General features: G+C 36.4%; 22 protein-coding genes. 8 read left to right on the top strand and 14 right to left on the bottom strand.

Annotated elements, in window-relative coordinates:
- Window positions 1-18 precede the first annotated feature (18 nt).
- Genes NYR17_RS03995 through NYR17_RS04030 form a run of 8 tightly spaced genes read left to right on the top strand, consistent with a single transcriptional unit; the run spans window position 19 to window position 4,816 of the window.
- Entirely contained in the window at window positions 19-492 is a 474-nt protein-coding gene (locus NYR17_RS03995) for a hypothetical protein (RefSeq protein ID WP_302506597.1), read from the top strand.
- 7 nt (window positions 493-499) lie between these two features.
- A complete protein-coding gene (locus NYR17_RS04000; RefSeq protein WP_302506598.1) occupies window positions 500-1,153 on the top strand; it encodes a hypothetical protein in 654 nt (217 codons plus the stop codon).
- A 12-nt stretch (window positions 1,154-1,165) separates the two neighbouring features.
- Complete coding sequence (locus tag NYR17_RS04005) at window positions 1,166-1,684, top strand: PRTRC system protein E (protein ID WP_302506600.1); 519 nt, start codon at window positions 1,166-1,168, stop codon at window positions 1,682-1,684.
- An 18-nt stretch (window positions 1,685-1,702) separates the two neighbouring features.
- Window positions 1,703-1,921 (top strand): PRTRC system protein C, encoded by a 219-nt coding sequence (locus NYR17_RS04010; RefSeq protein ID WP_014791671.1) that lies wholly within the window; start codon window positions 1,703-1,705, stop codon window positions 1,919-1,921.
- 51 nt (window positions 1,922-1,972) lie between these two features.
- The gene (locus NYR17_RS04015) at window positions 1,973-2,134 is read left to right on the top strand and encodes a DUF7688 family protein (protein WP_302506602.1); all 162 of its coding nucleotides are present in this window, start codon (window positions 1,973-1,975) and stop codon (window positions 2,132-2,134) included.
- A gap of 6 nt (window positions 2,135-2,140) precedes the next feature.
- On the top strand, window positions 2,141-3,283 hold the full coding sequence (locus NYR17_RS04020; protein WP_302506604.1) for a hypothetical protein: 1,143 nt from the start codon (window positions 2,141-2,143) through the stop codon (window positions 3,281-3,283).
- A gap of 4 nt (window positions 3,284-3,287) precedes the next feature.
- The gene (locus NYR17_RS04025; RefSeq protein ID WP_302506606.1) at window positions 3,288-4,010 is read left to right on the top strand and encodes a PRTRC system protein B; all 723 of its coding nucleotides are present in this window, start codon (window positions 3,288-3,290) and stop codon (window positions 4,008-4,010) included.
- Window positions 4,010-4,816: a PRTRC system ThiF family protein gene (locus NYR17_RS04030; RefSeq protein WP_302506608.1), complete on the top strand. Its 807-nt coding sequence runs from the start codon at window positions 4,010-4,012 to the stop codon at window positions 4,814-4,816. Before NYR17_RS04025 ends, NYR17_RS04030 begins: the two co-directional genes overlap by 1 nt.
- A gap of 334 nt (window positions 4,817-5,150) precedes the next feature.
- Here NYR17_RS04030 and NYR17_RS04035 read toward each other — a convergent pair whose 3' ends face one another.
- The 14 genes from NYR17_RS04035 to NYR17_RS04100 all read right to left on the bottom strand — a co-directional run bounded on the left by NYR17_RS04035 (window position 5,151) and on the right by NYR17_RS04100 (window position 15,567).
- Window positions 5,151-5,435, bottom strand: coding sequence for a helix-turn-helix domain-containing protein (locus NYR17_RS04035; protein WP_052910108.1), 285 nt, complete (start codon window positions 5,433-5,435; stop codon window positions 5,151-5,153).
- Window positions 5,435-5,725 carry a helix-turn-helix domain-containing protein gene (locus NYR17_RS04040; protein WP_302506609.1) on the bottom strand — a complete coding sequence of 97 codons (291 nt, stop codon included), beginning with the start codon at window positions 5,723-5,725 and terminating at the stop codon, window positions 5,435-5,437. Before NYR17_RS04040 ends, NYR17_RS04035 begins: the two co-directional genes overlap by 1 nt.
- Before the next feature lie 99 nt (window positions 5,726-5,824).
- A complete protein-coding gene (locus NYR17_RS04045) occupies window positions 5,825-6,259 on the bottom strand; it encodes a PIN domain-containing protein (RefSeq protein ID WP_302506610.1) in 435 nt (144 codons plus the stop codon).
- Window positions 6,256-6,486, bottom strand: a complete 231-nt coding sequence (locus NYR17_RS04050) for a hypothetical protein (protein WP_302506611.1) — start codon at window positions 6,484-6,486, stop codon at window positions 6,256-6,258. Before NYR17_RS04050 ends, NYR17_RS04045 begins: the two co-directional genes overlap by 4 nt.
- A gap of 182 nt (window positions 6,487-6,668) precedes the next feature.
- Window positions 6,669-7,094 carry a DUF3872 domain-containing protein gene (locus tag NYR17_RS04055; protein ID WP_302506612.1) on the bottom strand — a complete coding sequence of 142 codons (426 nt, stop codon included), beginning with the start codon at window positions 7,092-7,094 and terminating at the stop codon, window positions 6,669-6,671.
- Window positions 7,095-7,113: 19 nt separating this feature from the next.
- Window positions 7,114-7,629 carry a conjugal transfer protein TraO gene (locus NYR17_RS04060; protein WP_302506614.1) on the bottom strand — a complete coding sequence of 172 codons (516 nt, stop codon included), beginning with the start codon at window positions 7,627-7,629 and terminating at the stop codon, window positions 7,114-7,116.
- A 55-nt stretch (window positions 7,630-7,684) separates the two neighbouring features.
- A complete protein-coding gene (traN, locus tag NYR17_RS04065) occupies window positions 7,685-8,641 on the bottom strand; it encodes a conjugative transposon protein TraN (RefSeq protein WP_302506616.1) in 957 nt (318 codons plus the stop codon).
- A gap of 27 nt (window positions 8,642-8,668) precedes the next feature.
- Complete coding sequence (gene traM / locus NYR17_RS04070; protein WP_302506618.1) at window positions 8,669-9,961, bottom strand: conjugative transposon protein TraM; 1,293 nt, start codon at window positions 9,959-9,961, stop codon at window positions 8,669-8,671.
- Window positions 9,962-9,988: 27 nt separating this feature from the next.
- Window positions 9,989-10,612 carry a conjugative transposon protein TraK gene (gene traK / locus NYR17_RS04075; RefSeq protein ID WP_302506619.1) on the bottom strand — a complete coding sequence of 208 codons (624 nt, stop codon included), beginning with the start codon at window positions 10,610-10,612 and terminating at the stop codon, window positions 9,989-9,991.
- 45 nt (window positions 10,613-10,657) lie between these two features.
- On the bottom strand, window positions 10,658-11,701 hold the full coding sequence (traJ, locus tag NYR17_RS04080; protein WP_302506987.1) for a conjugative transposon protein TraJ: 1,044 nt from the start codon (window positions 11,699-11,701) through the stop codon (window positions 10,658-10,660).
- Window positions 11,702-11,749: 48 nt separating this feature from the next.
- Window positions 11,750-12,379, bottom strand: a complete 630-nt coding sequence (locus NYR17_RS04085; protein ID WP_302506620.1) for a DUF4141 domain-containing protein — start codon at window positions 12,377-12,379, stop codon at window positions 11,750-11,752.
- Window positions 12,380-12,402: 23 nt separating this feature from the next.
- The gene (locus NYR17_RS04090) at window positions 12,403-14,907 is read right to left on the bottom strand and encodes a TraG family conjugative transposon ATPase (protein WP_302506621.1); all 2,505 of its coding nucleotides are present in this window, start codon (window positions 14,905-14,907) and stop codon (window positions 12,403-12,405) included.
- Window positions 14,897-15,244 carry a DUF4133 domain-containing protein gene (locus NYR17_RS04095; RefSeq protein WP_302506622.1) on the bottom strand — a complete coding sequence of 116 codons (348 nt, stop codon included), beginning with the start codon at window positions 15,242-15,244 and terminating at the stop codon, window positions 14,897-14,899. Before NYR17_RS04095 ends, NYR17_RS04090 begins: the two co-directional genes overlap by 11 nt.
- Before the next feature lie 11 nt (window positions 15,245-15,255).
- Entirely contained in the window at window positions 15,256-15,567 is a 312-nt protein-coding gene (locus tag NYR17_RS04100; RefSeq protein WP_014791693.1) for a DUF4134 domain-containing protein, read from the bottom strand.
- Between the last annotated feature and the right edge of the window lie 22 nt (window positions 15,568-15,589).

Here is a 15,589-nt window from a genome sequence, read left to right on the forward strand (position 1 = left end):
TTATAAAACTACAAGACAATGGCAAATTGGTGCAGTAATATAGTGACTTTTGAGGGAACGGAAAAACAAATCCAAGAGGTAGATACTATCTTTCAAAAGATGATTGACAAGGAACAGCAAGAGGAGTGCGGACAACTACCTAACTTTATCAAGGAGGGAAACACCTACTTTTTCAGTGTGGACAAACAAGGCGAGGGCATCTATAGATATGAAACCAAGTGGGTACCAAACCTTGAAGAAGTCCGCAAGATAGCCCAAAAGGTGGGTATCACAGATTTTGTACACGAGTATGAAGAGTTAGGGAACTTAATATACGGACAAGCAATTTATAAAGAGGGGACTCTCATAGAGTATAATTTAGAAGATGAAGATTTTGAGCAGTATCAATGGAATGAAGATGATGGTACTTACACTTTTGCAGATGAAATATATCAAAGCGAATGGGAAATCTTAGATATTCTTTTAGAAGATAGAATAAACAACACAAAATAGAGTAGCAATGGAAAAAATTACGATATCAATCTATAAATATGAAGAATTAGAAACAGAGGTACAAGAAAAAGTATTGAGAGAGTACCGACACAAAGAAGTTAATACCACAAGTTGGTGGCAAGACACTTATTTTGATTTTATGAAGATATGCTCAAAATTGGAAATAGATATAAATCCGTTTGAAATCTTTTTTAGTGGATTTTATTCTCAAGGCGACGGAAGTAGTTTTGCGTGTAATATACTTGATATAAGCAATTTCATACAAGCCGTTAGAGAAGAAAAATGGAAAGATTATGCCCCTAACCAAGCATTTGATTTTGATAGATTGGATATGGATAAAAGAGTGCTTGAGCTTATCAAACGCGGATATATAGACCTATCTTTTAAGACCTATAATAAACACCGATACTATTATCTACATTTTGATTGGGAATACACTTTTAGAAATAATGATAAGGAATATCCACACATTGCATATCAAATTGAAAAACTATTGAAATGGACAGAAAGTGTCTTAGATGATTTAAACCAATATCTATACAAAGAATTGCAAAAAGAATACGAAAGGCTAACCGCTGATGAATATATCATACAAATGTTTGCGGAAGAAGATTACCAATTCACAGACAAAGGATATTCAATAGCTAAAGTAATCAATTAAATTTTAAGAACAATGAACACAAATTTTTTTAAACAAATAGCAGGATTAGAAATAGAGGGAACACTCCATCTAACCATTAGAAAAGAGACTGAAAACATAGTAATATCCGTCTTATTAAACAATGATGCGTGTGGCGATAAGGCGAAGAACCTTATCCCACCGCTAACAATCAAAGGAACAGCCGAAGAGTTAGACGAGCAATTTTTTGCTACCATAGTGCAACCGCTTGAAAGTACATCAAAACTTATGGTAAATATGGAAAGTTATCTAAAAGCACAGGAAAGAGCCAAAAAGCAATCCGCAATGGAAAAAGAAAAAGCAGACAGGGAAAAGAAAGAGAAAGAAAAACGAGCCAAGAAATACAAAGAACTAATGGATAAGGTAGAGGAACTCGCTAAGCAAGAAAAACCGAGAGAAGCATGGATGAAATTGCCCAGTGTAGAAGAATATCCCGAACAGGCTGAAAAGATTAGAAAGCGAAGAAAGGAACTTTCAGCATTGTTTCAGCCGAATTTATTTGAAATAGATTAAACTTAAAAAACAGAGATTATGTTATTAGCAACAGAACTACAAAGAGTATTTAAACTTAAAGATAACGGACAAGAAATTGAACTGGCAGACCCTAATCCACAATGGAGTGTCGATGCGGTATTAAATTTTTACAGCAATCAATATCCGATACTTACCACCTCGAAAGTGTCTGCCCCTCAAATTGTAGAAGATAGCGTGGTTTATAGATTTGAGAGTGTAATGGGAACAAAAGGCTAAACATTAAGTTATGGAAACAAAAGACAGAGCAGAAATCCACCAAAACGGACAATGGATATTAAAACAGCGATTAGGGTAATTTTTAAAAACCTTATAGGCGAGAATTTTCAAGGCGATTATATCGAGTATATAGCCTTAAATCAAGGCTTTAAAAAAGGAGAAATCCAACTTTACATAGACAAGAAATTTATTAAAAAAGGAACAATCAAATAAAACAAAATGAATTATGCAAAACAAACATATCATCAAGGGAAATTTATACCTACCCAAGAACACACAACGCAACGAACAATTGTGCCAACAACTGGCGGAGTTTTTGGAATGGGTACACCGAGCCAAAGACCAAAACGAGGTACAGAAAGACAAGCAAAAAAGCGTCCCCAAAGAGCAAGTGCCAATGCTATTTTAAGAAATATTTTTTCACCTAAATATATAGAAATTAATGAAAGGGAGTTTTATAATTCCCTTTCTAAACTTGCTCATTATTACAAATTTACCCCCACAAAAAGTGAACATTACCCCTATCCAAAGAATATTCATTTGGCTTTCAAAGATGCAGAAGAACAATTAAAACAGATAAAGCAAGAAAATGATATAAAACTACACCTTTTTAAACACCCACAAAAAGGTTGTTATTTGTCGGTTTCAGAAGTTTATAATACTGGTATGACTTTGTTTTATATCCCTATTGAACCATTATATTTTTTACTCAAAAGCGGAAAAAATAAGCAATTAGCAAACTTATTATTATCGGTATATTCTTATTATTTGCGAGTGATAAATCTACCTTATTATACTGAAGAAAGCGACTTTTTAGGGTATCATTATGATATATTGGAAGACTGGCTAAAGGAAGATTTTTACGATATTGAAGAACGAGAACAAGAATTAGCCAAATTAAAACAAACTAAGTATATAGGGAAAATAATCTATCATAAGATTATGAATGAAAAGAATTTATATTTTTTCAAACACCGACTTAATCAATTTAAGCCAAAGACCTCCCACGAAAAAGAATTTAAAAATTTTGCAGAAGAAATTTATACACTTTACAAAACTTATCCAAAGGAAAATATTTTCAGATACGACAATTATAATCCCCAAAAACACGATGATTATGATACAATAACCATAGATAAGTATATCGGATTTATATCCAATTGTGATGATTGGATATTTGACCAAATTGTGGAAATAGTAAATAATTTTTTAAACGAATATTCTGAACAAATTGAACCAACTATCCGTAGAGATTTTAACGCAGAGTTTAATACAGAGTTTGAGCGTAAACGAAATTTTTGTTTTGAAAATCAAATATTTAATAGCATCCCAAAACTATATCGTTTAATACATCAATTTTAAAAATATGAATACACAAATAAGAGAATTAACAGAAGATATAAATACACCATACTATCCAAAATCCGCCTTTGTAGTCTATAAGAATACAACAAACAATAATTGCTATATCGAACATTTTGATATTGATGAGCAAGGCAGGATGATGAATGCCCATCCTCTAAGTGTGCGAGAAAGCGAACGACTATCAAAAGCCTTAACAACCAAAGAGGAAAGAAATAAAACATTTTTAAAGCCAAAAGGCGTAATTCCCACCAATGTACTGCACATTAATCCAAGCGAAAAAGGGAGTTTGATATGGTACACCAAAGCACAAAAGAGAACCCTATATTTTGTGGAAAGGTTAGGAATGCAAAGCGGAACGGCTTATACTCCTCCTTTACTTTGGAAAGCCACCAAGCAAAGTTTAAGTATATACGCTTTAAAGTCTAACCGCAGACCTCAAGAACATACAAAATTGTATTATGCGCCTTTTTTTAATGTTTACGAAAATGCTAATGTATGTATGGGGAGTGTAAGTATAGATATTGAAAAATCAACCTCATTGGAGGAATTTATGCAATTATGGGAAACCTATTTTTTTGAAAGTTATTTTAGCCATTTGTTAGACAATTATTGCCCAACAAAGAGAAATATAACCAATATTTGGAAAAGCCTTATCGATACGGAAAAGCCATTCCCAAACAAAGAATTGAAAGAAAATAATAAAACTCTAAAAGATATTTTATAATGGATACAAGAGATAAAATACATTACACAGATAATAGTCTTATCAATGCGACGAACCCTATTAGTATTAACTTGATTGGTGCAGGTGGCACAGGTTCGCAAGTTTTAACCGCTTTGGGTAGAATGCACCACGCTTTGGTGCAATTAGGACACGCAGGATTTGCCTTAACATTATGGGACAATGATACGATTAGTCAAGCCAATTTAGGCAGACAACTTTTTGCCGAGAGCGAGGTGGGTATGTACAAATCCATTGCTTTAATCAATAGGGTAAACCGATTTTTTGGCACGAATTGGAAAGCAAAAACTATTAAATTTGCAAAGGATTATCAGAAAAACAATTCTCACGAGCTTGTCAGCAATTTATATATCACTTGTGTCGATAGTGTTTCATCACGCTTTGAAATTGCGGACATTATAAAGGATTGTTCAGAAAATAGTAGTCGTTTTCAAGGCAACCAACCAAGATATTGGTTTGATTTTGGAAACAGCCAGCAAACAGGACAAGTGATTTTATCCACCATTGGAAAACACTCACAGCCAAAGTCAAAGAAATATAAAACCATTGAGAAACTCCCTTTTATTACCGATGAATTTGCCGACTTATTAAAGCAATCCGAAGAAACAGACGACACGCCGAGTTGTTCACTTGCAGAGGCTTTACACAAGCAAGATTTGTTTATTAACTCAACCCTTGCTCAAATGGGTACTTCTTTATTTTGGGGTATGTTTCGCAATGGATTTGTAAAACACAGAGGTTTCTTTTTGAATTTAAAGGACTACCGCACTCAGCCTTTGCCATTGTAAGGCAAGGGCGGTTCAAAAAAGACTTTGCATACATTCGTCGCTAATCGATAAATCTCTGCTAACGCAGGTTTATCGCTACACTCCTCATTTCTTTAAATACTTTTTTGAACAGAACCAAAGGATACAAGCCTATGGCTTATAACACCGTACAAGTACGACTCTCCATAAGCAAAACGCTTGAGATTTTTTGCGGACTTCTTTTTCTTTCTGAGGCAAAGAAAAAGAAGCAAAAAAAAGCCCCACCTTAGAAATGGATTAGCGGTCGGTTTTTGAATATTCAATGCCTTATAATCATTGATGCTAAAAAAACAATTCGTAAACTTTTGGATAATCGTTATATTGCCTTATAGTTATTCTCTAATATTTTTAGTACATCGCTCTCTTTGTACAAAATTTTACCCTCAATTTGAATGTAAGGCAAAAAGCCATCATCTCTATATTGTTGGAGGGTTCTTTGGCTTATATGCAATAATTCACACAATTCTTTTCCAGATAAATAAATTTCCCCATTAAATACAGGTTTAAAATGCTCTAACAAAAACTTCACATATTCATTAAGCTCTTGTATTTGCTTTTGGTAAGAAGCCATTTCTTCCGTTTGTTCTGTATAGAGTTCCATTAGATTTCAGTTTTTGCAGTTTGATTTTCTAATAACTCCAGCACATCACTACGCTTGTAGTAGTTTTTTCGATTGATGTATGAATAGGGTATTAAATTTCGGTCTTTATAGTTTTGGAGGGTGCGTTTGCTGATACCCAACAATTGACAGACCTCTTGTGTATCCAGCCATTTTTTGTTTTGACAAATGGCTTGATGTGTTTCTACTACGGACTTTGTTTGTTTGAGTAAGTCCCCTAATTTTTGATTGATTTGTTCAAATATTTTTTTTTCAATAACTATCACCTCCATAATTTGGTATCTTTTTTAGCGAAGATACTTTGAATGCAATTCGGTGAAGTAAAGGCGGTCGCTTTTGGAAGTGGGTGGCAGTTTTTGGAAAGGGCTATATTACTTATAGGTGTGTTGGCTTAACTCTTCGGTGGTGATACAAATATCATAGCCTTTTAATTTCAACCCTTTTATGAGTTCCTTATCTCCCGTCCATATTTTATGATGTGTGTGTAGGTGTAATGCAACAAAAAAGACATCATCTATATCAATATCCTTAACAATATCTACGGCTTTTAGAATATCCTTTTGAGGAATTTCTTTTGTGCCTATAACAGATACATTTTCCAGTAAATTTTGGAAAATTGCCAACACCTCTTTTTTGCTTATTTTTAGATAATCTGCAATATCTTGTGCATGTTCTTTAATTTCTTCAATCAAGTAAGAAGGAGCGGTAAATTGAATCGTTCTTTTTTCTCTTAAAATACTGGCAATTTTACCCTTTGGAGCAATAATAGCACTATAAAAAATATTACTATCGGTGATAACAATCATAGTACAATATTATGTTCTGCGAGTAACCTTTTGGTTAATTTTCTATTGGTTTCTTGTGAGATTTTTTCTATAAAAGAAGCCTTGCTTTGTGTCGTTTTTGTAGGAATTTCTTGGTCAATATTAACCACCTTAACCCCTGATTGATTTCTAAACAAATCAACTATCTCCAAAAAGGCTTTTCCTTTTTTTGTATTTGGGTTCACTTCTATGGTTAGTATTTTAGACATAACAGATAAATCTTTCAACAAAGATAAAAAAGATTTTCTATAAAAAACAAGAAATTGAAAAATATTACACTCACTAATGGTAACTTAGGAAATCTAAATTGATGAATTGCAAAAAATGACCCACAAGCAGTTCTTATGGTATGCAGGTGGGTTCTGTTGGTGCAAATATACGACTATTATTTCTATTCCGTTTTCTCCTCTTTCTTCGCATTAAACTCAAAACTCAGTTTTTGTTCTTTGCCTTTGCTATCGGCAATCCAAACCTCAAAACTTTGTGTATTGTTAGATTGGGAAGTATAATACAATCTAAAAGTTCGGTCAGGGATTACATAAGTATCATTCGGTAAGAAAGGCTCTTGGTTGGCAAATTGCAGCGTTCCATCACCTTCAAACTGAAAGTACCGCAAAGTATAAGTTTCATCTTTGTACTTTTGTTCTGATACGATTTGACAACGAATTTCTATCGTTTGCCCTCGCTGAATATCCTTCGGTACAGGCATTGTTTTGACTTCAAAAGGAAAATGAGTTTGTATCTCCAGTCTGTCTTCACAAGCCATAAGCCCTAACAAGATTATCATTGCAATACTAATTTTTACAAAATATTTCATTTCTTTGATTTTTAAAAGTTTATAAAGTCATTCTAAATCCTAATCCTATATGCGGACGCAGTTGCTCTCGTTGTGTACTCCATAGCATTTGGGTTTGCCCTTGCAGGAAAATAAGTAGATCTCCTACCAGGTAACGCTCTAAACGTAGCCTTGCTAATCCACCATAAACCACAGCATCTTTATTATTGATGACCGCACCATCGAATAGTGTGTGATTTCCTTGATTGATGAGTTCGTAGCCTACCACGCCACTTAATCCAACATTGAGCGATACACTTCTGCTACTGTTCCCAATAAGGCTTAGCGAGTAACCGCCTTCGGCAGTAAAGGTTTCAATGGGTAAATCCTGCTCTCGATAGGTATACACATTACGAGTATAAGCCACTCCAAATTGCCAATAATCCCCCTCATGGGTATAGCGAACATAACCTAATCGAATATCATAGGCTTTGGTATCAAGTTTCAAGGAAGTTGGAAGCAAGTTCACACTTGCCTCCAATCCTTGTTGCCCAGGGAATAGTCGTTGAGCGTTCAACAGACTGATCCCTCCAAGCCAACCACATATCACTAATAATAATTTTTTCATCGTGTTATAGTTTTAAATTGAATTGTTGTATCTCTCTTGCGTAAATTAAGTCTTCATTACCAATGGTAAAAGACTGATAGCGACTGCCGTTTTTCTCAAAGATTTCTACCTTGAGTAATTTGTCATCATCTAAGGTCAATTGCTCTAGCATATACACGGCATTGGCTTTACTTTTGGCTTCTACTCTTTGTAGTTCATGATAGGTGCGTAAAGCTTGGATAGGGATTTCTTGGGCGACTTCCTTTTTTCCTATGGATTTATCGACGATTTTAAAAGTGATAAAATCCACCTGATAAGGCAGGCTACTTTGATTTTTCATACGCATATCAAAGTATAATTTTCCCTGATAAACATAGATTCCTCTAAGTAAGAACTGAATACCTGCATTTTTAGAACCGATATGCTTGATAAAGTTTCGTTTTTGCTGATAAATAGATTCCATAATGAGTTGAGCCACCGCAGGCGATTGGTTTCCAATATCCGTAAATAAAATATCCGTTTTTGTACTAAAATCTTCAATATTATACTCGTTCATAATGCGTTTAAAATCCATGGTTGTTACCGAAGGATTTTCATTATAGAAAATATCAAAATGGTAAAAACGACCGTCTTGGGTAATTACGGATAAATTGGTTGCGGGATGAAAGTCGGGGGTTGTGGCTTTCACACGCAGAACATTTTCCGAATTTTGGGCTTTGTCGGCAATGAGGTTTTCGCTTCCTAAATCTACATAAGTGATGGGTGAAGGGAATATCAAATGCGTTGTTTTGTCGTAAGCCACTTCTAAAAAATAAGGTTCAATTTTTCCTGGTGTTACAGGTTCTGACACTTTAGTTTCAGAGATTGTATCATTTTCATAATAGATACTATCCGTTTCGAGGTTTGGCGTTTCTGTTTGTGCATTGACATTTCCTACTGTTAGAGAGAAAATGGAGATTAAAAATGGGTGTAATGATTTCATAGATATTAAATTTTTTGAATGAATGAATTAAGGTTTTGAAACTAATAAAACTTGATACCCTGCCTTTACTTTGATTTTAGGCTGAGCGATCTTTTTGGATAGGTACGAACTTGTGCCTTGTAATACCCCCTTTCCGACTTCAGATACAATTTGGTCTTTGGCAGAAGAGCTAAAAGTATAATTGGTTCCAGAAGATTGACTGAGTCCAGCAGCGACTTCACGAAAAGCATTGGCACCAGGTGTATAAGGGATATAAAGTCCCCTTTGTCCATCTAAGTCGTAGGCAGTTACCGATACGGGAACGATACGCCCTTGATACTCCAATGAACGAATGTCTAACAACAGTCTTCCTTCGCCCATCTTTGCCATTGCGGTCAAAAGCGTACCTTTGGGCAGAACCATTCCAGCCACGCGGATAGGCTCTAAAAGCCGTAAAGGAATACGATTATTTTTATCAATGTATTGTTCGGTGTGAATGCACGCTTTAATACTATTTTTTAGCATTGGCTTTTCTTCCTTTTGGCTTTCCATAGAATGAAAACCTCTTTGGTTCTGTTGTACCCAATTTTCTAATAATTTCTCATCGGATAAGGCTCTTGGAAGTTGGCTGACGACCTTATTAGAAACGCTATATACGGGTGTAATATGAGCTTCTTTATCACTCCCTATATAGGCATTGTCGTTGGCTTTTGTTTCAGAGGTTTCATCAGAAATTTCTGGTTTATCTTGTTGTAAACTGTATTTGTTCGCCAGTTGATAGGAACGCTCCATAAGTTTCATTTGAGTTTCCAAAGGGTCTTGGGGCTTGGGAGCTGTCAGTTGTTTTTTAAGCTGGTCGATTTCTTCTTGCATTTGTTTTTTTTCCTCATCAGAATCCTCCCTGTAAAAATCATCTAAGTTTCTATGAACTTTTTGGTAAGAGGTCATAGACGCATTTATGGGATCATCTTCTGGAGGTACACTTTGCGAAAAATCTCCTAAAGACTGCATTGCCATTTGCTTTTCTTCACGCTTTTGCTCTAAAAGGTCTTGCTCGTAGGCTTCCCCCTTATCTTCGGGAAGTGAAATTTCCGTAGGTTCGGGGATAAGGTCTTGCTCCCCCTTTAACTTATCCTCAGATTCGTTCCCCATAAAGAACAATAGATACATACAGCCTAAGAAAGCCAAGCCCATCAAAGCAAAAATGAACCATTTTTTGAGCTGTTTTCGGTTTTCTTCTCTTTGCGCTTCTTCCTGTTCTTCTTGTGCCTGTTGCTCTTCATCTGTAAGTAGCACACTGAATTTCTCTGGCTCTTCTTGATTGGTTTTATTCTCTTCCATACGATTTTATTTTTAATGGTGATTAAATTAGCGTTCGACGGTTTGCACATCTTCTTTTTTTATAACTCGAAATTGCTCCATGATAAAGCCTTGGGGATTATTATCCGAACGAACAGAATTAACCAATTGACAAGCGGTTACTAATTTTCTCTCGGTTATATTACTGGCTCGAGTGATGTATTGCTTGGCATAAGTCTGTACCTGATAAGGGTAATGGTCAAAATCACAGACAATACTGTCCACTTGTATTCTTTGTCGGATATTCCCGGAGATAATACGGTTGTAATAGCCTTTTTCGGCTAAATCATTGTAATAGTTGAAAGCGGTTTTGTCGGCTAAGAAAAAGGCTCTTTTCATATTGCTTTCAATAGCGGCTTTATCGGGTGCGATATTGAAAAAGAACTCGTGAAATCTTCTAATATGCTCACGGGCTTCTACGGGGCGGTTTTGCTTAGCATCTTGTGAAAGGGCTAAAATGAGAGATTTCCCGTTATCCAGAACATAGATTTTCTTCCGTTGTTGTTCCATAAAATAATAGGCGTAACCAATGGAGAAAAGCGTGATGATTAAACACATACCGGCAAAAATAATCGCATACATTCGGATTTGTTTAAATCCTGTTTCAATGTTTCTTAAAATTTTAAATTCCATAATTTACTACTGTTTGAGTTTATAATTTTGAAAGAGATAAAGTCATTAGGTTTCTAAATTCCCCTCTGTATTTTTATCGTGATCATCGCCTCCTCCTCTGTTAAAGAGTTTTCCTGCGACATATCCTGCGGCGGCTCCAGCCCCTGCGGAGGCAATGTTTCCAGCTTTTTGCGCCGTTTGGTTGATATTTCTCCCCAAGTTGCCCATACCTCCCGCTTGAACCACCCAACCAGCTACTGATGGAATGGTGAAATATCCTACGATACCGATAATCATAAAAATGATATAAACAGTATTCGAAGTGTCAGGAATAAAATTGGGGTCGGATAATTGCTCAATATCATTAGCAAGTATTAAGGTTTGCATTTTAGCAAGCAAGGCACTGAATAAGTCTGATATAGGTAACCATAAATAAACACTGATATATCTTGTAAACCATTGGCTCATGGTGGATTGAAACCCATCCCAAACGGAAAAAGCAAAGGCGATCGGTCCGAGGATAGAAAGGACGACCAGAAAAAAGGTGCGTATCGTATCAATCACTAAAGCAGCGGCTTGAAAAAGAATTTCTAATAATTCTCGGAACATATTTTTTATTTGCTGGCCTAATTTATACATACTTCTTTCAGCATACATGGCTCCCGTAGTAGCTAAATCCTTGGGCGACCAGCCTAATTCTTCTAACTTTTTATCAAACTCTTCGTCATCGACTAGGTAAGAGGTTTCAGGATTTCGGCGCATGGCTTCTTGCTCCAGCTTATCTTTTTGCTCTTGTAGCTCGTTTAGGTTTAAAGTTTGCCCTTCCAATATGCTATGGGTTCCCGTTACGATAGGGCTTAAAACTGTATTGAGAGTTCCCAATACAATGGTCGGGAAAAACATAATGGCTAGTCCAATGGCAAAAGGGCGAAGCATCGGATAAACATCAATAGGTTCCGCTCGTGCTAAGGATTGCCAGACACGCATAGCGATATAAAATAAAGCACCTAGTCCAGCAATCCCACGAGCCACGGAACTCATCTGAGAAGCCAATGGCATCATCTCATCATAGAGATTGCGAAGCATCTCGTGTAGGTTGGTAAAATCAATGGTTAATAGCATGTGTATAGAATTATGTAGTGAATAAATAAGAATGAATTACCAATACCTAGATTCTGTTCCGTATAAATCCAATACGCGTTTGGTTTCATTTTTCTTTTTTGCTCTTAGATAACTTACCGATATGTTTTTTTTCGTGTAATAACGAATAAGGCTATGATATTCCTTGACTTCTTTATAGACTTGGTCAATAATATCCATTCGCTCTTTATCATTCATAGAAAGCGAAGTGGCATTGATGATTTTCTTTAAATCATTTAGTAAGCCTGAACTCTCTTCCAATAATTGAGAATACCCAAAAGCAATGGCTTCTAATTCATCAGGACTAAAATTGGGGTCTTGGGTCATCTTTTTAAAGTTGGTTACATAGATTTCGGAAATATCGCCGACCATTAAGACGGTTTCTCTAACCTTTCGTGCGTCTTTCACAATGGCTTTTACTTGCTTTAAGGCATCGTAGTATTTCTTTCCTTGCTTGTACACTTTTTCTACTTCCTTGAAGTTTTTAAGGGTATTGGTAGCGGTTGAAGAAGTCTGTACGATTTCTTGAGCTGTGTTCACAATACTTTGAGCTAAGTTCCCAGGGTCGCTTACCACCCATTGGGCATTTACCGATACACTGGTGCCGATTCCTAAAACGGCTAATGTGCTAATAATAAATCGTTTCATTTATTTAAAATTTAGGGGTTACATTAATAAAGTTCTTCTCGTCTCTCTTGTGCCTTTTGGCGAATGGCCAACTCTAAGTTGCCATCAAGTTTTTTAGTCAATTGCATGAGTTCGTATTTCTCGGACTCTTCGGTCGTATAGGCTAAATATTCTTCGGGGCTTACCTCCGTGGCGTAGACCGCCGAATGCGTACCGCCTAAGCCTATCCACACTTCTTTATACAATCGGTTGGGGGCGTTATTTTGATTAATCGAAAGAATTTGAGATTTTTCTTTTTCCGTAAGTCCGAGCATTCTTTGAATATCCTCAAACTTGTTCATATACTTTCTTTGGTCGAGTAGTATCTTACAATCCGAGTTATTGATGATACTTTCTTTGACAATCGGAGAGTGAATAATATCGTCCACTTCTTGCGTTACAATTACGGCTTCACCAAAGTATTTACGAACGGTTTTAAACAGATACTTAATATACTCTGCCATTCCCTCTTTGGCAATGGCTTTCCAAGACTCTTCAATCAATATCATTTTGCGAATGCCTTGGAGTCTTCGCATTTTATTGATAAAGACTTCCATAATGATAATGGTAACGACAGGAAACAATATCGGGTGGTCTTTAATGGCATCAATTTCAAAAACGATAAATCGTTTATTGAGCAAATCCATTTCTTTGTCCGAATTTAAAAGATAGTCGTACTCGCCACCTTTGTAATACGGTTCTAAAACATTCAAAAAGTTCATCAAGTCAAAATCCTTTTCTCGGACATTCTTTTTTTCTAAGACTAGTCGATAATCTTTTTTTACAAACTCATAAAAACCATTGAAGCAAGGTTGATGCTCTGGGGCATCTTTGATGTATTGGATATAGAGATTAACCGCATTAGATAGTGCTACTTCTTCTGAACGCCTTGCGGGTTCGTCTTCGCGTTTCCAAAGGGTCATAATGAGGGTTTTGATACTTTCCCTTTTTTCTATATCGAATACATTATCGTCCGTATAAAAAGGATTAAAAGCAATCGGATTGTCTTCGGTATATGTAAAATACACGCCGTCTGTACCTTTGGTTTTAGCGTTAATCAGTTCACAAATACCTTGGTAAGAATTTCCTGTATCTACCATCAATACGTGTGTGCCTTGCTCGTAATACTGGCGTACCATATGATTGGTAAAAAAGGACTTACCACTTCCTGAAGGACCGAGAACAAATTTGTTTCGGTTGGTAATAATTCCTTTTTTCATCGGAAAATCCGAGATGTCCAAATGGATAGGTTTACCCGTAAGTCTATCCGACATTTTGATGCCAAATGGACTAGGCGAACTATGGTAATTCGTTTCTTGTGTAAAGAAACACAGTGCGGGTTCAATAAAAGTATAAAAACTTTCCTCACTCGGAAAATCCGCAGCATTTCCAGGAATACCCGCCCAATACAAAGTGGCAACATCAACCGTATTATGATGGGGTTTACATTCCATAGCAGCTAAAGCACTACCGCAATCATTTTTGATCTTGCGGAGTTCCTGTGGATTATCCGACCACGCCATGACATTAAAATGCGCTCGAATAGAGGTTAAACCAAAAGAATGGGCTTGATTGAGATAATTATCAATCCATTGCTTATTGATTTGATTGGCACGGCTATACCGAGCTAAGGAGTGCATGTTCCGAGCGGATTTCTCAAATCGTTGTAAATTCTTTTCTGAATTATCAATAAAAAGGTATTGATTATAAATATGGTTGCAACTCAATAACAAACCGACTGGACTGGCAAAAGACAGCCGGCAGTCGCTTCTATCAGTTGATAAGCCTTCGTAGCGACTATCAGGGGATACTTTGGCGGGTAAATCTTCTGTATCGGATAAGGTGTGTAAACATAGGCGTTGATTACCGATACGCATCTCTTCTGCCGATAGACAAATGTCTTGTAAACTTTGATGGGTGTCTGGGGTTAAACTAAAATAGCGTTCCCATAAGCCTTTGGAGTTTTTATCGCCGATGTAGTCTTTTTCGGTCAATCGAGTGAGTTTTAGAAATCCACTATCATTCAAGATGCGTTCAAATTGTGCAACGGCTTCTAAAAAGCGAGTGAAATGTTCCTTTTGAGTTACTTGTTTTGGAAGAAAATGCCCTTTGCAAAGAGAGGAAAAGTTACTTTGGGTTTGCATTCTCTTTTCTGTGGTTTGTGTTATGAATAGATAGCAACGATGATTTAGAAAAGGGCGTTCATTAAAATGTCTTTCGTATGAACGCGTCAAAAAACTTAGATTTTCTTTTTGAATATTAGGTTCGTAGTTTTCTTTGGTAAACCAGTCTTGTTTATGGACAATGCAATAATCAGGTAATACTTTGATGGCTTTATGCCATATTGAGTGTAGATTGTCGTAATCATTAGAAGAAATTGTAAATAATTCTGGGAGGGCTATCTCAAAGCCGATACTAATATCGGCTTCTTTGGATAGCACACAAGCCTCTTCAATGGCTAACAAAGGAAATTTACTCTCCAATGTTGCTGTTTTGGATTTATTTCTCATGGGTATGGGAATTAGTAGGTTGGATAAATCGATGGACAGCCTTTCGGTGGATAAGGAATTTAGGATGTCTTCTATTGGCGGCTATTTTCATTAAGCCGTGTTCGCCATATTTTCGGTTCAGCGAAAAAGTCTGCCAGATGACTAACCCCGCCAATAGGACACCGAGACCAATGGTAATGTAAGGACTTACGCCCACGATATAGAGTATCATCGTAAGTAGCAGGACACCCAATAAACCACCTGCGAAAATAAACAGATATTGAGCTTTGAGTCCTTTGAACTCTACCGTTCTGCCGATGCCTTTATTGATGGCAAAATTCTTTTTCTTTCTTTCCATAGGACTATCGTTTATAAAAAGAAAGACCTTAGAATGGTAGCGGCTACAATCAAAAAGATACAAGCCCCAAACCACGAAGCGGCGGTTTTACTTGTATCAGGATCTCCGTTAGAGAATTTGTTGTAGACTTTCACGCCACCGATTAGTCCAACCACTGCACCAATCGCATAGATAAGTTTGGTAGCGGGGTCGAAATAAGAGGTTACCATTTTGGTGGCTTCGTTGATACCACCTACGCCATTGCCCTGCTGGGCAAAAAGGCTAAAAGAAGTTAAAAACAAAGCAATCATTAAGCTTGTTTTTAAGAACGTTTGTTTTGCCATTTTTTTGTGCTTTTTAAAATTT

It is taken from the genome of Riemerella columbina (genome assembly GCF_030517065.1).
Taxonomy (GTDB): domain Bacteria; phylum Bacteroidota; class Bacteroidia; order Flavobacteriales; family Weeksellaceae; genus Riemerella; species Riemerella columbina_A.

Coding starts and splice junctions, on each gene's coding strand:
- NYR17_RS04030 (WP_302506608.1), top strand. CDS start 4,010: ATGGATACAAGAGATAAAATACATTACACAGATAATAGTCTTATCAAT.
- NYR17_RS04090 (WP_302506621.1), bottom strand. CDS start 14,907: ATGAGAAATAAATCCAAAACAGCAACATTGGAGAGTAAATTTCCTTTG.
- NYR17_RS04050 (WP_302506611.1), bottom strand. CDS start 6,486: ATGTCTAAAATACTAACCATAGAAGTGAACCCAAATACAAAAAAAGGA.
- NYR17_RS04045 (WP_302506610.1), bottom strand. CDS start 6,259: ATGATTGTTATCACCGATAGTAATATTTTTTATAGTGCTATTATTGCT.
- traM (WP_302506618.1), bottom strand. CDS start 9,961: ATGGAAGAGAATAAAACCAATCAAGAAGAGCCAGAGAAATTCAGTGTG.
- NYR17_RS04025 (WP_302506606.1), top strand. CDS start 3,288: ATGAATACACAAATAAGAGAATTAACAGAAGATATAAATACACCATAC.
- traK (WP_302506619.1), bottom strand. CDS start 10,612: ATGGAATTTAAAATTTTAAGAAACATTGAAACAGGATTTAAACAAATC.
- NYR17_RS04095 (WP_302506622.1), bottom strand. CDS start 15,244: ATGGAAAGAAAGAAAAAGAATTTTGCCATCAATAAAGGCATCGGCAGA.
- NYR17_RS04055 (WP_302506612.1), bottom strand. CDS start 7,094: ATGAAATATTTTGTAAAAATTAGTATTGCAATGATAATCTTGTTAGGG.
- NYR17_RS04015 (WP_302506602.1), top strand. CDS start 1,973: ATGGATATTAAAACAGCGATTAGGGTAATTTTTAAAAACCTTATAGGC.
- NYR17_RS04005 (WP_302506600.1), top strand. CDS start 1,166: ATGAACACAAATTTTTTTAAACAAATAGCAGGATTAGAAATAGAGGGA.
- NYR17_RS04000 (WP_302506598.1), top strand. CDS start 500: ATGGAAAAAATTACGATATCAATCTATAAATATGAAGAATTAGAAACA.
- NYR17_RS04010 (WP_014791671.1), top strand. CDS start 1,703: ATGTTATTAGCAACAGAACTACAAAGAGTATTTAAACTTAAAGATAAC.
- traN (WP_302506616.1), bottom strand. CDS start 8,641: ATGAAATCATTACACCCATTTTTAATCTCCATTTTCTCTCTAACAGTA.
- NYR17_RS04020 (WP_302506604.1), top strand. CDS start 2,141: ATGAATTATGCAAAACAAACATATCATCAAGGGAAATTTATACCTACC.
- NYR17_RS04040 (WP_302506609.1), bottom strand. CDS start 5,725: ATGGAGGTGATAGTTATTGAAAAAAAAATATTTGAACAAATCAATCAA.
- NYR17_RS04035 (WP_052910108.1), bottom strand. CDS start 5,435: ATGGAACTCTATACAGAACAAACGGAAGAAATGGCTTCTTACCAAAAG.
- NYR17_RS03995 (WP_302506597.1), top strand. CDS start 19: ATGGCAAATTGGTGCAGTAATATAGTGACTTTTGAGGGAACGGAAAAA.
- NYR17_RS04100 (WP_014791693.1), bottom strand. CDS start 15,567: ATGGCAAAACAAACGTTCTTAAAAACAAGCTTAATGATTGCTTTGTTT.
- NYR17_RS04085 (WP_302506620.1), bottom strand. CDS start 12,379: ATGAAACGATTTATTATTAGCACATTAGCCGTTTTAGGAATCGGCACC.